This window comes from Dyadobacter ginsengisoli DSM 21015, assembly GCF_059568735.1.
This window is the reverse complement of the sequence record NZ_JCANTY010000006.1, coordinates 186,147-208,757: the sequence shown is the minus strand read 5'-3', so window position 1 is coordinate 208,757 and position 22,611 is coordinate 186,147. Positions and strand designations below refer to the sequence as shown.

Annotated in this window: 15 protein-coding genes and 2 riboswitches; of the genes, 9 read left to right on the top strand and 6 right to left on the bottom strand. The window is 50.7% G+C overall.

What is annotated here, in order from left to right:
• Positions 1–21 precede the first annotated feature (21 nt).
• Together cobN and BP71_RS22615 are read right to left on the bottom strand one after the other, a co-directional pair.
• A complete protein-coding gene (gene cobN / locus BP71_RS22620) occupies positions 22–4,302 on the bottom strand; it encodes a cobaltochelatase subunit CobN (protein ID WP_496383455.1) in 4,281 nt (1,426 codons plus the stop codon).
• 21 nt (positions 4,303–4,323) lie between these two features.
• Entirely contained in the window at positions 4,324–5,658 is a 1,335-nt protein-coding gene (locus BP71_RS22615; protein ID WP_496383453.1) for a cobyrinic acid a,c-diamide synthase CobB, read from the bottom strand.
• Positions 5,659–5,921: 263 nt separating this feature from the next.
• A riboswitch (cobalamin riboswitch) is annotated at positions 5,922–6,105 on the bottom strand.
• A gap of 75 nt (positions 6,106–6,180) precedes the next feature.
• Positions 6,181–6,392, top strand: a riboswitch (cobalamin riboswitch).
• A gap of 105 nt (positions 6,393–6,497) precedes the next feature.
• Between BP71_RS22615 and BP71_RS22610 the strand changes: the two genes are divergently transcribed.
• On the top strand, positions 6,498–7,127 hold the full coding sequence (locus tag BP71_RS22610; RefSeq protein ID WP_496383451.1) for a hypothetical protein: 630 nt from the start codon (positions 6,498–6,500) through the stop codon (positions 7,125–7,127).
• A 2-nt stretch (positions 7,128–7,129) separates the two neighbouring features.
• Positions 7,130–9,319, top strand: coding sequence for a TonB-dependent receptor plug domain-containing protein (locus BP71_RS22605; protein WP_496383449.1), 2,190 nt, complete (start codon positions 7,130–7,132; stop codon positions 9,317–9,319).
• A 47-nt stretch (positions 9,320–9,366) separates the two neighbouring features.
• On the opposite strand, the gene BP71_RS22600 is transcribed toward BP71_RS22605, so the two are convergent.
• The 4 genes from BP71_RS22600 to BP71_RS22585 all read right to left on the bottom strand — a co-directional run bounded on the left by BP71_RS22600 (position 9,367) and on the right by BP71_RS22585 (position 16,302).
• Positions 9,367–10,854, bottom strand: a complete 1,488-nt coding sequence (locus BP71_RS22600; RefSeq protein WP_496383448.1) for a SusD/RagB family nutrient-binding outer membrane lipoprotein — start codon at positions 10,852–10,854, stop codon at positions 9,367–9,369.
• 13 nt (positions 10,855–10,867) lie between these two features.
• Entirely contained in the window at positions 10,868–14,083 is a 3,216-nt protein-coding gene (locus BP71_RS22595; protein ID WP_496383446.1) for a SusC/RagA family TonB-linked outer membrane protein, read from the bottom strand.
• Positions 14,084–14,225: 142 nt separating this feature from the next.
• Complete coding sequence (locus tag BP71_RS22590; protein ID WP_496383444.1) at positions 14,226–15,152, bottom strand: nuclear transport factor 2 family protein; 927 nt, start codon at positions 15,150–15,152, stop codon at positions 14,226–14,228.
• A 301-nt stretch (positions 15,153–15,453) separates the two neighbouring features.
• Positions 15,454–16,302: a CHRD domain-containing protein gene (locus BP71_RS22585; RefSeq protein WP_496383442.1), complete on the bottom strand. Its 849-nt coding sequence runs from the start codon at positions 16,300–16,302 to the stop codon at positions 15,454–15,456.
• Between the two features lie 217 nt (positions 16,303–16,519).
• On the opposite strand from BP71_RS22585, the gene BP71_RS22580 reads away from it, so the two are divergent.
• The 7 genes from BP71_RS22580 (at position 16,520) to BP71_RS22550 (ending at position 22,419) form a co-directional block, all read left to right on the top strand.
• Positions 16,520–17,596 (top strand): sensor histidine kinase, encoded by a 1,077-nt coding sequence (locus BP71_RS22580; protein WP_496383440.1) that lies wholly within the window; start codon positions 16,520–16,522, stop codon positions 17,594–17,596.
• 12 nt (positions 17,597–17,608) lie between these two features.
• On the top strand, positions 17,609–18,097 hold the full coding sequence (locus BP71_RS22575) for a hypothetical protein (RefSeq protein WP_496383438.1): 489 nt from the start codon (positions 17,609–17,611) through the stop codon (positions 18,095–18,097).
• A 19-nt stretch (positions 18,098–18,116) separates the two neighbouring features.
• The gene (locus BP71_RS22570; protein ID WP_496383436.1) at positions 18,117–18,617 is read left to right on the top strand and encodes a hypothetical protein; all 501 of its coding nucleotides are present in this window, start codon (positions 18,117–18,119) and stop codon (positions 18,615–18,617) included.
• Positions 18,618–18,631: 14 nt separating this feature from the next.
• Entirely contained in the window at positions 18,632–19,342 is a 711-nt protein-coding gene (locus BP71_RS22565; protein WP_496383434.1) for a LytR/AlgR family response regulator transcription factor, read from the top strand.
• A 120-nt stretch (positions 19,343–19,462) separates the two neighbouring features.
• The gene (locus tag BP71_RS22560; protein ID WP_496383432.1) at positions 19,463–19,603 is read left to right on the top strand and encodes a hypothetical protein; all 141 of its coding nucleotides are present in this window, start codon (positions 19,463–19,465) and stop codon (positions 19,601–19,603) included.
• Between the two features lie 64 nt (positions 19,604–19,667).
• Positions 19,668–20,105, top strand: a complete 438-nt coding sequence (locus BP71_RS22555; RefSeq protein ID WP_496383430.1) for a DUF6169 family protein — start codon at positions 19,668–19,670, stop codon at positions 20,103–20,105.
• Positions 20,106–20,115: 10 nt separating this feature from the next.
• A complete protein-coding gene (locus tag BP71_RS22550; protein ID WP_496383428.1) occupies positions 20,116–22,419 on the top strand; it encodes a hypothetical protein in 2,304 nt (767 codons plus the stop codon).
• Positions 22,420–22,611 lie beyond the last annotated feature (192 nt).

The following is a 22,611-nucleotide window of genomic DNA, read 5'->3' as shown; positions in this document are numbered from 1 at the left end:
ATTAGCTCTATTTTGAACCGGTTATTCCACACGGGATTCCAGTAATGCTTCACTTTTCAGGTACAGCTCCCGCAATCCCTGCAATGCCTGCTCAGAAGGTTTTTCCCACATTCCCCGCTGGGCTGCTTCCAGCAACCGTTCTGCGATCGCATGCAATGCCCAGGGGTTATTTTGCTCAAAAAACGCCTGCATCACGGGATCCAAAGCATAAGTTTCTGTTAACTTCTCATACATCCAATCTTCCGCCACGTGGGCTGTCGCATCGTAGCCAAAAACGTAATCGACCGTCGCGGTCAGTTCCAAACCGCCCTTGTAACCATGTTTCCGAATGCTATCCAGCCATTTCGGATTCACCACTCTTGATCTGAAAACCCGTAATATTTCCTCTTTCAGGTCCCTTACAACCGGCCTGGCCGGATTTTGGGAATCTCCGAAATAATGCTTCGGCTGATGTCCCGTCAGGTTCCGGATCGTGGCGATCATTCCGCCGTGGAACTGTAAATAATCGTCGCTATCGAAAATATCATGTTCCCGGTTATCCTGATTGTGCACAGCGACCTCCACACCCGCGAGCCGCTGCGTGAACTCCTTGCGCGCATCTACGCCCTGCGCGTTGCGCGAGTAGGCATAGCCGCCCCAATTAATGTAGGTTTGTGCAAAATCGGCATCCGAATGCCAGTTTTTCTCGTTGATCAACGGCAGGATACCCGCGCCATAGCTACCCGGCGCTGCACCGAAAATCCGGTAGGAAGCTTTTTCCTCAGCCTGTTCAATGGACAAGCCCGGGTCCTTCTGCAACTCGGCGAATTCTTCCAGAAAATGTTTTCTGACAAAATTATCTTCCAATGGCTCCTCCGCGGCTATTACCATCTGGACCGCCTCATCCATCAGTTCGATCAGATGGGGGAAAGCATCCCGAAAAAAACCGCTGATACGCGTAGTCACATCAATGCGCGGCCGGCCCAGCTCTTCCGTGCTGATCAATTTCAACCCGGTTATACGCCTGCTTTCGCTCTGCCAGAGCGGCCTGACGCCCAATAGCGCCAGTACTTCCGCCACATCATCGCCATGGGTACGCATAGCGCTGGTGCCCCAAATGCTGATACCAATGCTTTCAGGATAGCGGCCGGTTTCCCTAAAATGCCGGTCGAGCACCTCCTTTGCCAAGTGCTGCCCCACCTCCCATGCGGCCTTTGAGGGCAACACACGCGGGTCTACTGCGTAAAAATTCCTACCGGTTGGCAAAATATGCGCCATTCCCCGTGTGGGTGCGCCGCTGGGTCCTGCGGGTACATACCCACCCGAGAGTCCATGCAGGAGGTTATTGATTTCATCGTCGGTCTGCCCCAGGTTTGGAACCAGTTCACTGGCCATAAACTGCATTATCGACCTGATTCCATTCAGGCCAGCGTCGAATAGTGCACATGGCAGCGCCTCCGCGATCATCCGGTCGATTGATTGTATTTCAAACCGGTAATGCATAAAAACCCGGATCATATGCCGGGCCATTTCATCCAGCACCTCCAGAACGTCCGCACCTGTAACGATCGGCCGGTCTGCCCAGGCGGCAAACTGGTCGGATACCTGCCCTAATTTTTGCCCTTTTTGTTGATGAAGTGTATCTATATTAAAGCCATACAACGCCGCGAGTTCAGTCTGTAAGCCAGGTACGGGTCCATTGGGCAACCGCGTGAGCGACTGAAGCATATTAATCAGCGCTTCCTTTTCAGGCATTTCCCCCAAAATATGTAATCCATTTCTGATCTGAGCGGCACCCAGTTCACAGAGGTATCCGTCGATGTCCTCGATCAAATGGGCAATATCCTTTCCATCCATTTCTGTCAGGCTCACCGGCACACCTTCGGGAGTCATGTCCTCATCCCAGTCATGTTTATGGTCACCATGGTCCCTGCTGAGCATCGCGGCGAGATCGGTATCGAGGTTGGTCTTCCGGATCAGCTCCCAGATCTGCCTCTGAAGCAACGGCAATTTCGATGGGTCCAGGCTTTCGACCTGGTAATATTCATCGACCAGCTGCGTCAGCTCGGCCAACTCACCATAAGTGTCCGCAGAAGTCATAGGGGGCGTGAGGTGATCGATGATAACCGAATGCGCCCTCCGTTTGGCCTGTGAACCTTCCCCGGGATCATTGATGATAAACGGATAAAACATTGGCAGATCGGTCAGGAAAGCATCCGGAAAACAGTTTTCCGATAATCCGATACCCTTGCCAGGGAGCCATTCCAGCGTTCCGTGCTTGCCTACATGTACAATCGCATCGGCACCCCAACTATCCCTCAGCCAACGGTATAACGCGAAATAGTGATGGGTAGGCGGCAAATCCGGCTGATGATAGATCGCGTCCGGGTCCATTCCGTAGCCTCTTGGCGGCTGTAACATCACGAGGGCATTGCCCAGGTCCAGCCCGGCCAGGGCAATGTGATTCTCGTGCACGTAGGTCTTGCCCGGCGCTTCGCCCCATTGCTTACGCATTTTTTGCCTGGGTTGCTCCGGAAGCTGGTCAAACCATTGCTGATATTGCGCCGCAGGTACGCGCGCAATCGCCTGTGCGAGTTGCCCGGAAGTCAGAAACTCTTCATCATAGGAGCAACGGTCGATCAATGCATGGATCAGCTCTGTCCCCGTCACCGGAAGCTGGTCGATCCGGTATCCTTCGGCCTGCATGGCCCTCAGGATATTCAGCAGCGATGCCGGCGCATCCAATCCCACCGCATTACCGATCTGCGATGCTTTCGTATTGGAATTGGTGAGGATAAAAGCAATTTTCTTATCCCGGTTTTTCAGGTACCGCAGCCTTGCAAACCGGACTGCCAAACCCGTTACCCGCTCGACGCGGTCTTCCAGCGGTTCATAACCTCTTCCTTCTTTGTTTTTCTCCTTAAAAGAAACCGGAACGGTGATGATACGCCCGTCAAACTCAGGGATCGCCACATTCATGGCCGTGTCCAGCGGATTCAATCCCCGCGCCGACGATTCCCAGGGCCCACGGCTCATCCCCGAGGCAATGGCTTGCAACACCGGCACATTCAGGGCAGTCAGCGCATCGGTTTGCACAGGCCGCGCCCCCGCAGCCCTGACGTCGTTCATCGCAAAAGATATCGTGTTGATCAGGACGGCAATGCCGGATTCTTCCGGTTTTCCAAAAAATTCAAACGCATAGGGTTTCCCCGATTCCGGATTGAAGGCTTTCAGTGATGAGGTAAAAACCGGCAGTACATTCACACCCCGATCTTCCAGCGATCGCACCATGGTGTCTATAAAGTGTGTATTACCGCTTAGCCAATGAGCCCGGTAAAATGTAATGCCAATCGTCGCCAGCTGCGGGTCCCGGTGTTTCAGCCAGTCGTCCAGATCCGCATGCTCGGGCAGGTCCGGATGGTAAATACCGTGCTCCGCAAGCACAGCGGGTGTTTCAAAACCAAAACCCGTCATTAGTAAATGGTCAGACAGATAGCCTAGTAACGACAGCAGGTTGTTGTATCCTCCTGCCTGAAGATAACCCAGTGTTTCCTGCAAAATGGCGGGAGAAACGGTGGATACAGCAGCAAATTCGGGATTCAACTCACCTGTGCCGCTCACCACGATCAGATGCTGCCCGCGTTGTCCGGCCAGGTTCACCAGTTCTCCAAAACCCGGAATGCTGCTCAACCTGCCGTGGATGCGCACAACAATGATTTTTGCTTCCGCAATTTCACGTTGCAGCAACTGCTGCATTTGTTCTTCGCTCTTGATGGCTAGCAAACTGATACCGGTTGTCCTCGGAAAATCATCCGGCAAGAGCTGCATCGCACGGTTCAATGTCAGCAGGTCTGTGTCGGCATGGGTCAGAAATACAATGCCTTCCGTAGGTAGCGCCACCTGACCAGCCACCGTCGCATGTTCGCTTCCCTTCCAGGTGTAAAACTGAAACACATACTCCGCCAGGTCGGAAGGCGGTACCAGGTACCGGTCGGCCTTTACCATACTCTCTATATAATCGAAAATGGCGATGATCTGCCATTCATAGTTGATCGAATGGAACCAGACCGAATGACCGTCAAACAGCAGTGTCACCACATTAGCCAGTGTACAGGGCCCCAGGCAACCGCCTTTGGTCATATGCACCACATTCCGAAGCTTTCTCCGCAACCATTCATTTTTATACAATTCCACAGGGATAGGCGCATAACCCCGGTCGACCCGGCCGCAGCAGCAGGCATTGTAACAATATGACAGGTGCCCCCGCCGCTGAACGAGGTTAATGGCTTTTCCATCGGATCGGGTGACGCGCTGACGTTTCATAAGGAGCTATCGGCAATCGGCTTAATGTGAACGATTGCGGTTCGACTGTTGGATTAAATGGCTAATAAACTCGGGCTTGTCTCCCCAGTAAAGATGTGTATAGGTAGCAAAAGTATTTTGGGCCCGATACAAGCGGGTATCGACCGGAATGCCCTTTGCATTGGTGATCAGCACAGGTTCGGGAGTTATTTTCTCGTCGGTCACCGTCGAATAGTGAAATTCATGGCCATTGATTTCCAGCCCATTCCAATGCAGTTTCCGATAGCCCAGCGTCATCCGCGCATGTTTCAGCGAGGTTCGGACGTCCAGCACGCCTGCCATCTCAAAGCTGTCGCCACGGTGGTCCGTAATGCTTTTACCGAGATACATCAGGCCCCCGCATTCGGCATAGGTGATGCCTCCGCTCCCGCAATAATGCGCTATGGCGCTCAGCATCGGGGTGTTTTTTGACAGTTCAACTGCAAAAAGCTCCGGGTAGCCGCCTGGCAGGTACAACAAATCCGTCTCTGGCAATTGCCGGTCCTGTATCGGGCTGAACCATTCCACCTGCCCGATTGATTTTAATACTTCGATATTTTCGTGGTACAAAAAAGAAAAAGCTGCGTCGCGGGCCACTGCGATCCGGAGCGGGCTTCGCGGATCCGCTTTCGGGACAATAGGTTTTGCAATTGTCCGCTGGTTACTATTTCGGGTGATTTCGAGCAGCCGGTCCACGTCAACGGTTTTGGGAATAATTTTGGCCAGTCTCTGAACAATGGCCTCATAATCGGTATCAGCAGAAATATGCAACCCCAGATGCCGCGAAGGGATCACCAGGTTCTGATCCTTAGGCAAATAACCCAGTGCCTCAACACCGGCATCTTCGCAGGCCTCTTTCAAAAAACGGTAATGGGACTCGGTATTGACAAAATTGAAAATGACACCGGCAATGCGTACCCGTGGATCAAACCGGCTGAAACCATAAATCAACGGTGCCGCGGAATAGGCCATCGACTGCGCCGAAATAACCATTATTACCGGAATATCCAGCAAAGCCGCGATCTCTGCGCTGCTTCCCTTCATCCTGTCGGCCCCGTCGAACAACCCCATTACCCCTTCGGTAACCGCTACATCCGATGCGCCAGCATACTTTTCGAACAGCGCCTCTGCATGCGATCCGGGAGCCATAAAAGTGTCCAGATTAATCCCTGGCGTCCCGGCAGCGGTGGTATGATGGATTGTGTCGATGTAATCCGGCCCGCATTTGAATGGCTGCACCTTGTACCCCCGATTTTTCAATGCGCGCAATAACCCCAGCGTAACGGTGGTCTTACCCGAGTTGCTGGAAGGAGCAGAAATGAGGAATGCTGACTGCATTGAGGAGGGCGGTTTTGTTGTTAGCTATTTATTTCAAGGCAATGACTCCTTTTTTAGATACAAGCTTTCTTCATCATCCTATCCCAGCAATCGCAAACCATCCGGGATCCCGGCCCTCAGAAAGTCAGGATCTGAAAAGCCACACATCAGGCGATATCAGTAAGTAAGCAAAGAAAGAAAGGTATGAACGGAAGCACCGAAACCGGCAGGCGGGAGCAAATCCCGGCCATATCCAAACCTGACCCTGCTTCAAACCGCGAAAGCATTGTCAACATGAAAAAGCAGGTGCTCTGGCTTTGGGTTTTAATTCTGAATGTTTGACTGAATAATTTTTGCCCAATCATTCGTCATTCAAAATTGTCCCTTTACAGTTGCGCGACAGCTCGTGATTTTCACACGATTCCCCTGGAATGCATTGAAATGCATTACCTTTTCTGTTGTAGAAGTATGTTAAAGAACTTGTTGGACCGCAAAGTTAGGCTTAATCATCCGGTTTTCTGGTTTTACTCGGTCAAAAAAAGCTAGCTTTGCACATTCATAGGTTCACGCTCTGCGCGTGATTAAAAGGGAATCCGGTGCAAATCCGGAGCAGTACCCGCTGCTGTAAGTTCAAAACATCGCTCTTGCATGATGTCACTGGGATAGACTTTTTGAATGACTTCAATCATTCGAAAGCCCGGGAAGGCGCAAGAGCTTGGACGAGCCAGAAGACCTGCCGTTGAACAATCCGGTTTTGCTTTCGGGAAGAAAGGCAAGAGGACAACAACGCAGGTACATGTAACCTGAGTCGCCTTCTGCATTCTCCCATAAGTTGTTTTTTAATTTATGCGGAAATCCAAATGATTCATTATCTGCTCATTGACTCGCTGCTGCTCGGCGTACAACATTCTTTCGAACCCGACCATATGGCGGCGGTATCGGTACTGGCCACCGATGAAAATAAAAGTCCGGCACAACGCTGGAAACTGATATGGCGCTCGTCGCACTGGGCGTTGGGTCATTCTCTCACATTGATCCTGTTTGCCGTCCTGGTGCTACTTCTCAGGTCGACGCTTTCGTTGCAGGTTGCCGGTAAAGTGGAATTGCTGGTGGGGCCGCTGATGATCTGGCTGGGCATGCTGGCTATCCGAAGGAATTTCAAAAAGAATACATACTCCCCTATTGCCGATGATCCTAAGGTCAGCCGCTCGTTCTGGGTAGGCATGGTTCATGGGCTTGCGGGCACGGGCGGAGCGTGCGCCGTTGCATTGACGCTCGCTGCCAGCGACGCCGTCACGGCCGTCTGGATCATCATTCTCCAGAGCGTCGGCATCATCCTTTCCATGTCGGCTTACGGCTATTTCTTTGCCTTCTCGATCGGCCGTTTTGCCGGCAAGCGCGACCGTTTCCTGACCATCGTCAACTACCTCGTCGGCTCATTCTCGATCCTCATTGGCGCAGTGACTTTATACGAATCATTTCAATCTTAACAATGCATATTACTTTGTACCATTCTTTCCGCAGGCCTTTCGCCGGGTTGATGTTATTCGTTCTCGCTAACCTGCCAGCGTCCGCGCAGGAAAACGTCCCCGACTCCTCCGATCACAAACAGCTGGACGCCGTGGTCGTGACCGCGACGCGATTTGAGACAAAAAAAGAACAGATCGCACAAAAGCTCACGCTGATCTCCGGGGACGATATCCGGATGACTCCGTCCGCCGACCTGACCGATATCGTCCGAAAAACCGCCGCTGTGGATGTAATTCAATATCCGAACCTTTCATCCGGCATTGGAATCCGCGGCTTCCGGCCCCAGTTTTCGGGTCTGAACCAAAGGACATTACTATTAATCGACGGACGCCCGGCCGGTGCTACGAACCTATCGCAGATCAATCTCAATGGTATCGAGCGGATTGAAGTTCTGAAAGGGCCTGCTTCTTCCCTGTATGGTTCACAGGCTATGGGCGGGGTGATCAACGTAATCACGCAACGTTCAAAAGGTGAGCCAGCCGGTAATGTGTTCGTTGAATATGGTAGTTTCAAAACCATTCAGGCAGGGCTTCATACGGGCGGGAATATTACTTCAAAACTCGATTACGATCTCTCATTCAGCTACCTGGAAAGATCCAAAGATTACCGGATCGGGAAAAACAATTGGCTGAGGGACGCCTTCGGGTACAAACATGCACAAAAAAACTACATCGGCCGGCCCGTGGTTGAGACCGACGAGACCACCGGTGACGGCGACCGGCGACCGTTCACCAAGCTGCATTATTTCTCTGGTGCATTGCGCCTCGGATACCAGATCAATGAGCATTGGCGGGTGGATGTCCGTGGGGAGCAATTTCAGGCGAAGGACGTAGAATCGCCGGGTGAGCTATCGTCAGGAAGTGCCGAGGCCAGTACCAAGGACTTGGACCGGCAGGCCCTGGATGTTTCATTAAGTGGCCTGATTGGCCGGCATAATCCGAGTGTGAAAGTTTTCACTTCTGAAGAGAGTACCAAAAATTACACACAAAATGTGTCTGGCAAGGCTGTTGTCCCCTTCCGGTCGGCGCAGGGGCGCAACGCATGGAAGGGTATTCAGGTGAAGGATGTCTGGAAATTAGGCCGTCATTCTGTGATATTGGGTTATGATTATCTCAATGCTTCTACCAAAAGCCGTCGCTGGACCAACGACACCACGGAGCGCGCCCCTACTCAACCGGAATATGCGCTGATTTCCAATGCCTTCTTCGGCCAAGCCCTGCTAAATTTCGGAAAACTGACCGTACAGCCAGGGATCCGACTCGATCACATTACTTTTGATGTTCGGGAAACCGCCCTGCTCCCTACTTATAAAGCAGGGAAGAAGACCAGTCCATTCACAAGTCCAAGTCTGGGCATTACGTACGAACTCGTGCCTTCGTTTCGGATGAAGACCAATGTCGGCAGGGCGTTCGTGACCACGGATGCGTACAGCGTGGCAGGATATAATGAGATCCGCGACTCGAAAGGCCGCATTGCGATCACTGCGGGCAATCCTGATCTGAAAAACGAAAGCAGTTTCAGTTGGGATCTTGGGTTGGATTTCAATAAACCCAAAGCAGGTTTCGCAGCCAATGCCACATTCTACCATACGCAGGTAGACGACCGCATCGCGAAAATCATACATGTCGTGAACGAGCCACTGCCCAATGGTGATGTGATTACATCCAGGGCCACTTTTGTGAATGCGGCCGACGCGGAAATCACAGGTCTGGAAACCGAATTATCCTATGATTTTGGGGCCAGAAGCGACTATCACTATTCGCTCAGAGCATTCTGGAACGGTAATTCAATAATCAAAGCCAGGGAGCTGATTGTTGGCACCGACGCCTCCGAAGTGGAGCGCGACATTCAGAATGTTGCACGAAATACTTTCAATTACGGCATTGCGTATGATAACCTGAAATGGCTTCAAATCAGATTATCCGGAAGATCGATCGGAACACGAAAAGACATCGACTACACCGATCCGATCAATCCCGAAATAGAATATCCGAAATATATGGTGCTGGATTTCACCGCGCAGTTCAAAATCGTCGGCGACCACGCCATCGCGCTGAAACTAAGCAATATCACCGATGAGAACTATTACGAAAAACGGGGATACAATCTGCCCGGAAGGGCATTGTCCGTTCGGTATGTGAAGCGATTTTAACAAAGTAAAACGGGCGCATCGTAAACATGCGTTGCGCCCGCCTTTCATCAAAATTTATCCCACCAATTCTTAGCAGCCTTGCTATTCCTGCCTCCAATTCTTTCCAACGCCATCCGGTAATGCGTGCCGTTGAGCGACGCTTCTACAAGCGGGTAACTCATGCGGGCCGATATATCCGTTACATCAGGGTCGAGTGAGCCGTCGGCGGGTAATGCAAAAATGGCTTTGCCGGTATTGGGGTCCCTGAAATCCAACCGGAGACGTTCCAGCCAGCCTTGCATGCCCTGCGTATACATCGCAATCCATTTCTGGGAGCCGATGCAATCCTTCCATTTGGCGGCATTATACGGCACCTTTTTGAGATAAGCCGTGATGTTTTCGTCGCGGATGCCCGCAAAGCGCATGGATGCGGTGACGCCTTCCTGGTAATATTGGGCCGCAGTTCCGGTCAAGCCGACTTTCAAACCCCTCGCGATAATTTCAGCCAGCATAAACTTCACCTCCGCCAGGTCCAGCCAGATCGTCGGTGCCGTAGCGCCGACCGCGTAACCTGCCGGCAGGCTCACCAGGGTGGGATCTCCATTGGAACTCGCATCGCTGTTCTCGAGACCGTACGTCTCACCCACATAATTGTTGCTATTCAGCAGCGGCTCTGCAAAAACAGGCAGCCTCGGATCGTCATACAGTTTAAGATAATCGATAAAGGGCTTCGACATCGAAAAATCAGCCCGTACTTTAAAGGCCTGGTTCATTGGATTGTTGTTCGGCGGAGACGGCAGCCAGCGGAACAGCGCACTTTGATCCTGGCTACTTATAATGCCCCCGTTCGCCGGATCCAGGGCCTTCTTAATGGCTTCAGTAGCTTCGGCAGGTTTCACATCGATCATCCGCAAAGCAATCCGCAACCGCAACGAATTGGCAAACCGCTTCCACGCATTCACTTCACCTCCGTATATCACATCGCCGGTGGCATAGCTCGGCTGCGCCGGATCGAGCAGTTTCACCTGTTCGTCCAGTGTGACGAGCAATCCTGCATATACTTCCTCGCCACTGTTGTAAGCCGGCGTGACGTCATCGGCATTCAGGGCTTCGGTATAGGGGATGGGGCCGCCATAAATATCGGTCAGGAAATGGTAGGTATAAGCCTTCATGATCTCGGAAATGACAATGCGGTTCTTGTATCCCGGCCATTTTGATTCCTGCTCCACCTTCTGGGATTCCTGCAATTCATTGAGGACGTCCGCATAAAAGGTGTTCCACATGATCTGGTTTATGTTCTCCCGGATTTGGTACCGGCTCTCGTCGGAATAATAGGTCGACGACCAGTACTGTGCATAATACATCCCGAAACGGCCATTGTTCCATTCGTCGGTGATATTGGTCGAGAAATTATATTGCGCATTGGTGAGCAGCTGGGAAGAAGTTGCATGCTCGGCACTGTTCGGGTCTTTGTTCATTTCCTCAAAACCATCGGTGCAAGCTAGCATCGACGAGAGGACGAATGCAGATGAGATATTTCTGATGCTTTTTTTCATAGCTGTTTTCAAGTTAAAATCCGAAAGAAACGTTTACTCCCATCGAACGGACCGAGGGTAACGCTCCCCCTTCCAGCCCCTGCCAGTTGGTGATGGAATTGGTGATATTAGTAGGATCGACGTGTTTGGAGTTCGACTTCATCAACCACAGGTTCCGCCCCACTACCGACAACCTGACCTTGCTGAACGGCGTCTTGGAAACGATCCCTGCGGGTAAATTGTAGCCCAGGCTCACTTCGCGCAGGTAAATGAAGCTCGCATCGATCACATCGATTGAGTTGATGTTATAGCCGCCATTCCCATTGCTGCTGTAATGCTGGCGGGCGGTAATCACAACGTCATTCGGAGTACCGTCCCACTTGACACCCTCTGCAATCATACCGTCTTCCCGGATACTACCGGCGGCGGTTTCTTCCAGGATACCTGTTTCTCTCCCGAACATCTGAGTGGTCGAAAAGAAACTGCCCCCCTTCTGAAAATCGATCAGTGCCGAAAAATTGAAGCCTTTGTAACGGAATGCATTAACCAACCCGCCCGTGAATGACGGCAGTACGGATCCCAGCACCACCTGATCGTCCGAGCGCAGGTAGATTCCGTCCTCATTCACTACTTTCTGCCCCTTGTCGTTGTACACAAAATCATAGCCGACAATAGAGCCGAACGATTCGCCCTCCCGGGCTTCCAGCTGCACAGCGAAAGACGCATTGGTCAGCAGCATGGTTTTCTGGTCGGGCATGAGGCGCACGATTTTGTTGGTGTTTTTGGCCCAGTTAAGGGTTACGTCCCATTTAAAATTTTCCATCGAAACCGGCGTGGCGTTTAGACTGATTTCGACACCTTTGTTTTCAACCAACCCGGCATTGATATACTTATAGGTAGCCCCTGTGGCAGCCGAGCGGCTGAGCGGAATGATTTGGTTTTTAGTGCGACGGTTGTAATAGGACAAATTCACGCCTAACCGGTTATTCAGGACTTTAAATTCAGTTCCAAACTCATATTCAGAGGTGATTTCAGGTTTCAAATCCGGATTTGGCAAAGTATTTGGCACCGACACTCTCGAATCGGAGCCGAATGGCTGATAAAGCTGGTACGCCAGCACCGTATTATAAGGATCGGTGTCGTTTCCAACCTGTGCGATCGCCGCACGCAGTTTCAGGAAATTCAGCCAGTTGGCCTCCATCAGGTTGGAAGCGATCCAGGAAAGCGATCCGGACGGGTAGAAATAGGAGTTGTGCTTCACCGGAAGCGTCGACGACCAGTCATTACGTGCGCCCAGATCCAGAAAAAGCATATCCTTGTAACCCAAAGAGGAACTCGCGAACACCGAATTGATCCGTTTTCTGGTCTTGAAATCCGTAATGTCGGGGCGCCCCATGGATGCTTCCAAACTAAAAACATCCGAACTCAGTCCGTCCACAGTCTTGGATATTAATGTGGATCCGGTGCGTGTCATGCGATTGACCCCGAGGTTCGCATTGAGCGAAAAGTCCTTGGTAAACACCTTATTGTAGGAAAGTAAGCCCTGAAAATTATTTTCCAGATGCCCGTACTTGCTCAGCCAGTACTGTGACGTGTACTGCGACCCGATCGCCACACGCTCCTCCTGGGTTTCGAAATACGTATCCGTCATGTATTTGATTTCGGCGGTCAGTCCTTCGGCCAGTTTATAATTGGCAGCCAGGTTTCCGAACACCCGCGTCCGGCCGTCGGACTGGTAATTTTTATGCCTTATCCAATACGGGTTGTCGGAATATCTTGGTGCGGAATTAAACCATGACGTCCGGTTCCAGCTCAGCTGCGTCCCGTCCGGCAGTTCGTACTCCTTCATTTTGTTGAAATCGACTTGTCGTTGGCCCCATTGGGTGAATTGCACCATCACGTTCGAGCCGTCGTCCGCGTATCCCGTACCTGGCCTGCCTTTCGCCGAATGGGTCACAAAGTTGACGGCTCCCGAAATCGTCAGGTTTTTGAGTGCTTCGTAACTGCCGTTCATGCTCGCATTGTGCCTGATCAGTTTGGAATTGGGAAGAATGTATTTCTGGTTCAGATTCGAATACGAAATTCGGTAAGAACCTTTGTCGGTCGATCCGTCGAGAGATACATTATGATTGAAAGTAGAGCCTGTTTCAAAGAAGCTTCGGATGTTGTTGGGTTGCGCTTCCCAGGGTACCACTTTACCAAAATCAGGGTTCTTACTGTCTTTGTCCCAGCTCCAATAGGGCCGGTACAACTGCCCTTCAAACTTCGGCCCCCAGGATTCGTCGGTTGCATACTGCGGTAAGAGATCATAACGCCCCAGCCCGTCATTGTCGTCGTAGCTTCCCTTGCGGTCGTCGGGAAATGCCTCCGGATTTTCATTATAGTAGAGCTTGTCAAAACGGAAGCCGCCACCGTATTTATTCTGGTAACGGGGGAGTTTGTATACCTTATCTATATTGTAACCAAGTGAATAGGTCAGGTTTGGTTTCCGCGACTTCCCGCCTTTCTTGGTCGTCACCACGATTACCCCGTTGGAACCCCGACTTCCATATAGCGCAGTAGCCGCCGCGCCTTTAAGCACTGTCACATTTTCCACGTCATTGGGATTCAGGTCCTGGATAGAATTTCCGTAGTCATAGCCTCCCGCACCGCGCTGCTGATCCGGTGAGTTCGTATTTCGGTTTTCCATTGGCATACCATCCACAACAAAAAGCGGGTTATTATTTCCGTAAATCGACGTAATCCCCCGGATATTGATCTTTGCAGAACCGCCCATTGCACCCGGGCTACCTGCAACCTGCACGCCCGCCAGCTTACCCGACAACGAGTTGACCAGGTTGGTTTCCCGAACATTGCTCAGCTCCGAACCATCGATTTTCTGCGCTCCGAAACCCAGCGACTTCTCCTCCCGGCGGATACCCAGGGCCGTTACAACGACTTCACCCAGTTGCCGGGTATCCTGCTCGAGCGAAACGTCCAGCCGCGACCTGGCCCCCACCTTCACTTCCTGCGTTTCAAAACCGATATAGCTAAAAACCAACACCGTACTATCGCTGGATACCCTGATTGAGTACTCACCGTTCCCATTCGTTTGCGTTCCGGTATTCGCATCCCTGACTTTGATGTTCACCCCGGCCAACCCGGTCCCATCGTCTTTGGCGGTCACCACCCCGGTGACGGCCCTGTCCTGGGCTGCGGCTTGCATCGCCGGCAGCAACAGCACACATAGTAATGAATAGATATTTTTCATGGTCATTATGGATTGGTTAAAAATGCGGATCGGTTTGCCGGTCAACGACCGGACAGCTATGTGCTGAGAGCAGGATTGTAGAATGGGCACAGCATTCCCGTTCACCGTACAGCGCCGGTGTCAAAAAGTGCGCGGATAGCGCTTAACGAAACAGGCAGATCTGATCGGCAACGATTTTCCAGCCTTCGGGCCTGTGCTGCCAGATCCTGACAAAGAAACCGTCGGTTGGTTCCTGCACACCGCTGGTGGTAGCATTTACCCGACCGTAGCAGTAGGCAAGGTCGCCCGCTCTGGAAATCCCCTGTCCGCCCTTGATAAATTGGTATGATTTGATATGCTGTTCACCGATCGTACGAAGCGCCTGTGCTTTGGTTCGCCCGAAGGGACTATTATTTCTCAATAAGACTACTTCCTCTGCTAATGACCGATTATAGGCTTCGATCACATCAACTGCGGCCGTTTTTGAAAAATTATCGTCCTCCATCCACACATTGCCAGTTTGTCCGCCGACGGGCGCAAACGGGAGGATGTAGCCATAACCGGTGTAGCTTTTCGGCTCAGGATCACGCAGAAAGGCTTGTGCATGGTCTTTGGCATGAAAAGCTCCTCCGTCAAGCAGAACCTTGAAGCTTCCCGATGCATTCTTCTTCCAGATAGAAAAAAAGTACCCGGAACTCACTGCTTTCTTGTCCTTTTCTGCAAAATACTGATAAGGCCCGGAGGTAAAGCCCAGATCACCGGACACGTGCGCGATCACGGGATACCAGCTCAGAAGATCGTTGTTACTTCCTGCCACCTGACCATATTCGGTCATGCCGTTAACGGGTACGCCTTCCTTGAAAACTACCCCGGTACTATCCAGATAGGCCAGAAAAGCAGCCGGAATACCTCTCTCCCCTGCCGCAGTAGCAAAGGCCTTCTCGGTATCGATCAGCAATCTCAAATCCGGATCAATCTGCTGTGACCTTACTATATATACGCAACCCAGGTACAACACCAGAAACATGCCCCATATCCGGAGCGGTTGCCCCACGATCCGACGCGGGTTGGTATGTAGAGGCCAATACATTCAGTTCGATCAGTTAGGAGTTATCATACAATAATACAGCATCTTACAGAAAGGAGAAAAGCTACGGGGCCTTTATCGACCAACAACGCGAAGAATCGGCAAAATACATTTGTAGAACAAAAACGTCACAAAATTACACCCCTTCGCCTTTTGTATTGATCCTTTCTTCCCTCCGCGTCTTTGCATCGCCCACCGGTATCGGTAAACCCTTGGAGTAAATAATGATGTAATAGAGTAGTTGTAATAAATCATCCCGCCTCCGGATGTGGAGGGCGGGATGATCTGCTTCTCAGGAAAATGGTCAGAATTCAATCTGGCCACGGATTTCTCCTGCCGGGTAGATAATATTATGAATATTAAAATAATAGAGGCCATTGAGCAGCTCCGTCTCCTTGATCTTTACCCCGTCAACCATCACCGAATTGGAATATTCTCCCGACAGTGTCTTAGGGAAGTTGTTGAAGAAATCATGCTGAACGCCGGCATTGGCTCCTTTGGGTGCTATGCCATGAATATGTGAGCCGGTTGGTGTGCTGGTCAGGTCCTTCCACTTGATGAAATAACTCAGCAGGTGGGTAGACTTGTTGTACATCACGTCTACCGTACCCCAGGCGTTGGTCATCACACCCGGAACCTGTTGCCCCCCGGTGAGCGGCAAGCCTTTCTTCACCACGATATGAGGCTGATCATAGAACTCGATCTGCCCCCGGATCTCACCGCCCGGATTAAGTGGCGTATGAATGTTGAAGTAGTACATGCCGTTGAGCAGGTCCGTTTCATTGATGCTTGTGCCGTCCACCAGCACGGATGATGAATAGGTGCCGGATGGTGTTTTCGGGATCAGGTTAAAAAAATCGAATTTGATGCCGGCGTTGGTTCCGCGTGCTGCGGTCCCGTGTATGTGCGCGCCTGTTGGGTTACCTGTCAGGTTTGCCCAGTTGAGGGTGAATGTGAGCATGTGCGTGGTTTTGTTGTACGAAACATCCGCCCAGCCCGTGGCACCGGTTTGTTTGGCCGGCAACTCCTGGGAGCCGCTCAGAGGCAATCCGTTCTGCCTCACGACATCCTGTGGGGTATCATGGTCTTCGCATCCTGAGAACAGTGCAAAGAGCAGCCATACCATTCCAAATTTACATAGAACTTTCACCATTTGGTTTGTTGGATTTGAGTTGAAGATATGTATAAACTATTCCTTTAAAATTACAATTATTTATACGAAGTTTCAGGATAAAAAAATCAATAAATCATTAATAAATAGTGAATTACGAGAACTATGCATTTCCTCTACTTTTTTGAGCGTTGGTCGATATAATTTCATCCGCCGGAATCTTTTGCCTTCATTTACCCGACTATTTCAATCCGCGCCTATGGATACCTCATTTCTGGAAAAACAAGTAAGGTTTCCCCTATCGAACCGGACCGTCAATGTCAAATATGCATTGGTCCACGCAGGCTACTGGCTGCTGGTAACCGGCTTTTTCCTGTACGAGAAGCGCTACCTCATTTACAAGGCGAGTCTCAATTACTTCGCCATTTGCGTCATGGGCCGGATTGCCCTGCTGATCGTCATCGCGTATCTCAATCTGCATTATTTTTTACCCAAATACCTTTTGAGAAAACAGTATCTGAAATACTTCGGAATGGTGCTGCTCTCGATCATTGCTTACCTGCTGATCCAGTGCCTTTTTGACTACTATTTGTATGGTTATGTGATCGGCCCGATGCGTAACAGCAATTGGATGGAGTCCGTTTCCTACAATTTTTTCAGCACGCTCTGGTATCTCGCATTGATGGTAGCCCTCAAACTGAGCATCGACTGGTACGAGCAGCAGCGCATTTTGCAAAAAATCGTAGTCGAAAAGCTGAATGCCGAGGTAAATTTCCTGCGCTCACAGGTGAACCCCCATTTCCTTTTCAATATCCTTAACAACCTGTACGCACTGACGTTGAAGAAATCTGATCTGGCACCTGAAGTGGTTTTGAAATTGTCTGAAATGATGGAGTACATGCTCTACGACAGCGACAACAGCACTGTTTCGCTCGATAAGGAGATCAGCTATCTCCATAATTATATCGAACTCGAACGGATCCGCTACGACAACAATCCTGATATCTCGCTCGACGTGGCGGGTGATCCTGATGGTAAGGAAATCGCTCCGCTGCTGCTTTTGCCACTGCTTGAAAACGCATTCAAGCACGGTGTCAGCAGGAAGTCCGAAAAAGGCTGGCTCCATGGAAAAATTCATGTAAAGCCGTCGGCCCTAGAGGTGACCATCGAGAATAGCAAATCGGCCCATTCCGGGAAAGAAACCAAAGGCGGCATCGGGCTGGCAAATCTCCGTCAGCGCCTCGAACTGTTGTATCCCTCGCGCCATAGCCTTCGGATCGATGATCAGCAGGAACGTTTTACGGTATTTATGGAAATCAATCTTGCCAACACTTAACCCCAACATATCATGAAAACACACCGGTTCCTTCCTTTTCTTTTGCTGGTAATGTTCTTCAACCAGGGGCACAGGCCCTCTCCTGAACGCGAAATGTTTGTCGGCGCTACACCCTGCGATCCGGTAGCCCGGCATTTGCTGTCGATCCCGATGGATATGGATTGCGAAATGATCAAATGGAAAATAGCTTTGCAGCGTCACCCGCGTGACCAGAACCCAACCCGTTTCACCTTGCAGTACACCTATGGAATGACAAAGCCAGGTACCCAGGGATTTGCCAACGATGGATTTTCCAGGGAAATAAATGGGGAATGGCATATCGAAAAAAACACCGGAAAAGCACCTGGCGCAGATATTTTCGTGCTTCAATCTCAATCGAAAACACCGATCAGGCTTCTACGGCTGGACAACCGGCTACTCCATTTACTGGATCCCGAAGGCAACCTGATGATCGGCAATGCCGGGTTTAGTTACACCATGAATCGATCCACCGGAATCTGAACATTCAAATCCATTAGCCATGAAAACCTTGTTTCTGTGCATCGCAAGTGTCATTTCATTCCAGGCCGCTGTTGGGCAGGAAGTACAGCTACCCAATGTTCCATCCAGAACCACCACCCGCCAACCGATTGCCGAGGGCTCCAAAGTCTGGGGTGTTTTTCACGGCCGCGTACCGTGCCAGGAAATTGCACAGGTGCTGCATGTGCCGGTGGAAGCCAATTGTGAAAAGGTAAAATGGGGCTTCACGTTCTTCATCGACCCGGGCACCGGCCAGCCCACGACGTATCTCTGGGAAGGATCGTTATACCGTGACAAGCCCCGTACCGGGAAATGGGCAACCGCCAAAGGCACCGCTGACAATCCCGGCGCCACGGTAATCGTGCTCGACCCCGACGAACCCGGCAAATCCCTGCTGTTTCTGAAAGGCGACGAAAATGTGTTATTTGTGCTCGACAGTTCCCGGAAGCTGATGGTGGGCGGCGACTATCTGAGCTACACTTTCAACCGTGTCGTAAACTGACTTAACCGCAACGTATGCTGCAATGCGTGATCATCGACGACGAACCGCTCGCCAGGGAAATTCTGGAAGGATACCTCCGGAAGTCGGGGGTTGCGGCCGGCATTGTGCAGTTCGGGAACGCGCGTGACGCACTCGCCTGCATGGAAGGAAAAGAACCGGACGTGCTTTTCCTCGATATCGAAATGCCGGAAATGAATGGCATAACATTCCTGAAATCATTGTCGCAGCCTCCGGTAACCGTTTTCACAACCGCCTACCGCGATTATGCATTCGAAGGATACGAGCTGGGTGTGATCGATTTTCTGCTTAAACCCATTTCCTACCCGCGCTTTTTGCAGGCGATCGAAAAGGTGCGGGATTTTCTGCAGCTGAAGGAGCAAAACACCAATCTCGAACAGCACGGTTCCGAAGAAAAACCCGATTTTATTTTTGTCAAAAGCGGCGTACAGCGCGTCAGACTTGCATTCGATGACATTACGCACATCCAGGGACTCAAAGACTACGCGATCATCCATACCGGCTCGGGTAAAGTCGTGATCAAAGGGTCGGTGAAAGCCATGCTGGACATTTTCCCCGCTTCACGGTTTATCCGGGTCCATAAATCGTTCATCGTATCCATTGACAAAATACGGCGCATCGAACGCAACCGCATTATCTGGGGCGCTCATCAGATCCCGATCGGGAGGAATTATAAGGAGGAAGTCATACAGTTAATCCACCGTTAGATCAACAGATTCTGCTTTTCATATACCTCCCTCCCAGACCCTCCCTGAATATCGGATATTAAACTAACCAAAAAAAAACGCTTACAAGTCGAACAACTAACGATCCTAATCGATATCAACATGGAAAAGCACATCAGAATAAACAAGCCCATGCCCGAAAAACCGAAAGAAGCCATTTCAAAAAAACAGGAATGGACCCAAAAAGTACAGGCAGGAGATATGCGGGATTCAATAAAAAACAAACCAAAAACCGTCGTCTGACTGTTATCCTGCCTTCCCTTGCAACGAGAAATCGAGTTCTCATGAATTCTTCTTCGATACCCGGTTGGGGCATCGCTATTTCATCCGCTTTACACCTGCCTCTTATCTATTCCAGCTGGATTGCTTTCACTGCCAAAATACGTTAGAGCTGTCATTCTATCCGGAAAGTAAGAGCGCTCCCCGGGATTCTCGCATCAAAAATACCATTGTTGAGCTGATCAGATCTTTCATGAAGGAGCATTGGGCTCCCATCTTATATATTTGTGATAATCTGGATAAAAAGGAGCATTACCGCTCCCGCTTGATCAAACGCTGGTTCGAGGAATTCGGGTCAGAGGATTTGCGTCATGACTATCGCATTATCGAGTTTGATGATTACACAATTATTCTTGAAATCATCACTTTTCACCGGGATGTTTCCACCAGCGCTTATTTTAACCGGTTAGAAGATTTCCGGCTTGTCAAAACATCTCATACACGCTATTTTTACCCCTTCATTTAACGCCCATTACATGGACCTTTTTTATTTCCCGGATTCGCCTTTCGAGGTGCAGCTTTGTTTTGGTCAGGTAATCCGGGAACTGGAAAAGACGGCGAATGTTCCATCCAATCCCCTGGCAACCCAGCAACGCGCCCTGCTGAAAGAGGTTTCGCGATTTCCCGAGCTTCGACAGGGTATTACCGATGTGGCGCAGGTTACCGGCAATGCTGAGCTGATCAGCCAACTCCTGGCACCTTATTTTCCGGAGGTATTGACCAAAAACGAAATCAAGGCGATCGGACTGCCCTACTCCGGGTTCATCTTCAATCACTCAGAGCGGTTCAAGGCCATTCTGGACGCCGCAGGGCCGGATTTCGATTTCAACATCCGTGATTTCAGCGAGCATCAGTTCTATGTCATGAGCTGCTGCCTCATCCTGCAGGAGCATTACCATGTGAGGATCGATTTTACCAAACCGTTTTTCTATGATATTCCGGCCGCAAACGGCATTACCCGGCATTACCGGATCCTTTACAATGCAGATTTCCTCGACATCATCGCGACGAAAAACTCACTTCCCATCAGTGCAGAGGATATCGCCCAGCTAATCGACAACTTCGACGACCTGGAACTTTGGAAATCCAAGTTTCCGCCCAACAGCTGGCTAATTCAGGGTTTTGGCATTATGAGCCTCATCGACGTGACCGTAGAAACGGCCGCCTCATTGCTTAAAGAAAAACTGCTGGGAATCCGGTCGCCCGGGTTCAGGCAAAGCATTAATTCTATATTCCGGTCGATTTACCGTATTCCCGACATTGAAGTGGGGTTTACCGTTTTCAATCCCGAAGAGAGTCGTTTCAGTCCGGACACTTTCGGTCAGCAATTGCCGAGTTTCATCCTCCGCGATCACAAGCATGAGGACGTCCGCACCATGCTGTGCTCCGACTCTTACCATACGCTCATCGATGAGAAAGTATTTTTTATTATTTCAAACACCGCCGAATACCTCGACGCGAATCCGCGAAACCTGCTGGCACGCAACTTTTCCGCCCAGCAGATAAGTAGTTTCATCCTTGCTCCCGTGGTCAAGAACGATTTCCTGTACGGCATCCTGGAAGTCGTTTCACCGCATCCCAAGGCACTCAACAGCATTAATGCGCGCAAACTGGAAGTAGTACTCCCCTTTTTGACCGACACCATCGAAAGACTGGCCTCCGAACTGCAAAACCAGGTGCAGGCGGTGATTCAGGAAAAATTCACGACCATACATAACAGCGTTTACTGGAAGTTCAATGCCGAAGCCAGAAAACTGATCCATCACAGACAGCTGGGAGAGGATTACGAGTTACACGAGATCACTTTTCCCGAAGTGCACCCGCTATACGGACAGATCGACATCAAGGGATCATCGGAGGCCCGGAATAACAGTGTACAACAAGATCTGACCCGGCAGTTGAATGCGGCCATGACATTACTCGAAACGATCGACAGGCAGCCGTTGTTCACGGATCTGTTTCAGGAAGAGCGGCGTCAGCTGAGTGGTTACCTCGCGGACCTTTCCCTGCCGATAAGAGCAAGTACGGAGCAATACGTCAGCAGCTTTCTTGAAAATACTATCCATCCGAAACTGCGCGAAATCGGCGACCCTGAACCGGCCCGACTGATACAGGAGTATCTGAACGCCAGCGATAAAATGACCGGCCAATTTCACCATGCGCGCCGGAAGTACGAAAGAACCATCTCGATGATCAACGAAGCCATGGCCCGCATCATCGACGACGGCCAGGCGGAGGCACAAGGGGTTTTCCCGCATTATTTCGAAAGGTTCAAGACCGACGGCATCGAGCATAACCTGTATGTCGGCGCTTCGATCTCTCCAGGACGGCACTTTCACCTGGGCAAGTTGCATGCACTACGTTTGTGGCAATTCCGTACGCTTTGCGAAATGGAGATCGCTCATCATGAGATGAAACCTGCTTTGCCTTACCCGCTGGAAGTGACCACGCTTATCCTTGTTTACCACGCGGCCATCGATATCCAGTTCAGAATGGACGAAAAACGGTTCGATGTGTACGGTAGTTATAATGCAAGATATGAGATCGTCAAAAAACGCATTGACAAAGCATTTGTAAAAGGTATCAACGAGCGGATCGTCCAAAGCGGCAAACTGGTGATCGTATATTCGAACCCGGCGGTTGAAAAGGAATATGAAGGTTACATTCGCCTGCTCCAGGCCGAAAACAGGATCACCGGCGAGATGGAAAGGCTCGAAGTGGAAGATTTACAAGGCATATCCGGTTTGAAAGCATTGCGGGTCAGCCTCGTCCGCCCATAGCCGGATCATGACAAGCCGGACATTTGGTTGTCCGATACTGGACAGGATTTGGATTAAAAAATACCTTTACAGGCTCCTTTGGCTTGTTTAGAAGTTGGTATGATTCTTGAACCAACGACTCTGCTATACAAATCTACAATCCCTATGCAGCTCATTTATGACCTCCGAATTTCATTCCGACGACTTTGGAGT

Coding starts and splice junctions, on each gene's coding strand:
- cobN (WP_496383455.1), bottom strand. CDS start 4,302: ATGAAACGTCAGCGCGTCACCCGATCCGATGGAAAAGCCATTAACCTC.
- BP71_RS22615 (WP_496383453.1), bottom strand. CDS start 5,658: ATGCAGTCAGCATTCCTCATTTCTGCTCCTTCCAGCAACTCGGGTAAG.
- BP71_RS22610 (WP_496383451.1), top strand. CDS start 6,498: ATGATTCATTATCTGCTCATTGACTCGCTGCTGCTCGGCGTACAACAT.
- BP71_RS22605 (WP_496383449.1), top strand. CDS start 7,130: ATGCATATTACTTTGTACCATTCTTTCCGCAGGCCTTTCGCCGGGTTG.
- BP71_RS22600 (WP_496383448.1), bottom strand. CDS start 10,854: ATGAAAAAAAGCATCAGAAATATCTCATCTGCATTCGTCCTCTCGTCG.
- BP71_RS22595 (WP_496383446.1), bottom strand. CDS start 14,083: ATGAAAAATATCTATTCATTACTATGTGTGCTGTTGCTGCCGGCGATG.
- BP71_RS22590 (WP_496383444.1), bottom strand. CDS start 15,152: ATGTATTGGCCTCTACATACCAACCCGCGTCGGATCGTGGGGCAACCG.
- BP71_RS22585 (WP_496383442.1), bottom strand. CDS start 16,302: ATGGTGAAAGTTCTATGTAAATTTGGAATGGTATGGCTGCTCTTTGCA.
- BP71_RS22580 (WP_496383440.1), top strand. CDS start 16,520: ATGGATACCTCATTTCTGGAAAAACAAGTAAGGTTTCCCCTATCGAAC.
- BP71_RS22575 (WP_496383438.1), top strand. CDS start 17,609: ATGAAAACACACCGGTTCCTTCCTTTTCTTTTGCTGGTAATGTTCTTC.
- BP71_RS22570 (WP_496383436.1), top strand. CDS start 18,117: ATGAAAACCTTGTTTCTGTGCATCGCAAGTGTCATTTCATTCCAGGCC.
- BP71_RS22565 (WP_496383434.1), top strand. CDS start 18,632: ATGCTGCAATGCGTGATCATCGACGACGAACCGCTCGCCAGGGAAATT.
- BP71_RS22560 (WP_496383432.1), top strand. CDS start 19,463: ATGGAAAAGCACATCAGAATAAACAAGCCCATGCCCGAAAAACCGAAA.
- BP71_RS22550 (WP_496383428.1), top strand. CDS start 20,116: ATGGACCTTTTTTATTTCCCGGATTCGCCTTTCGAGGTGCAGCTTTGT.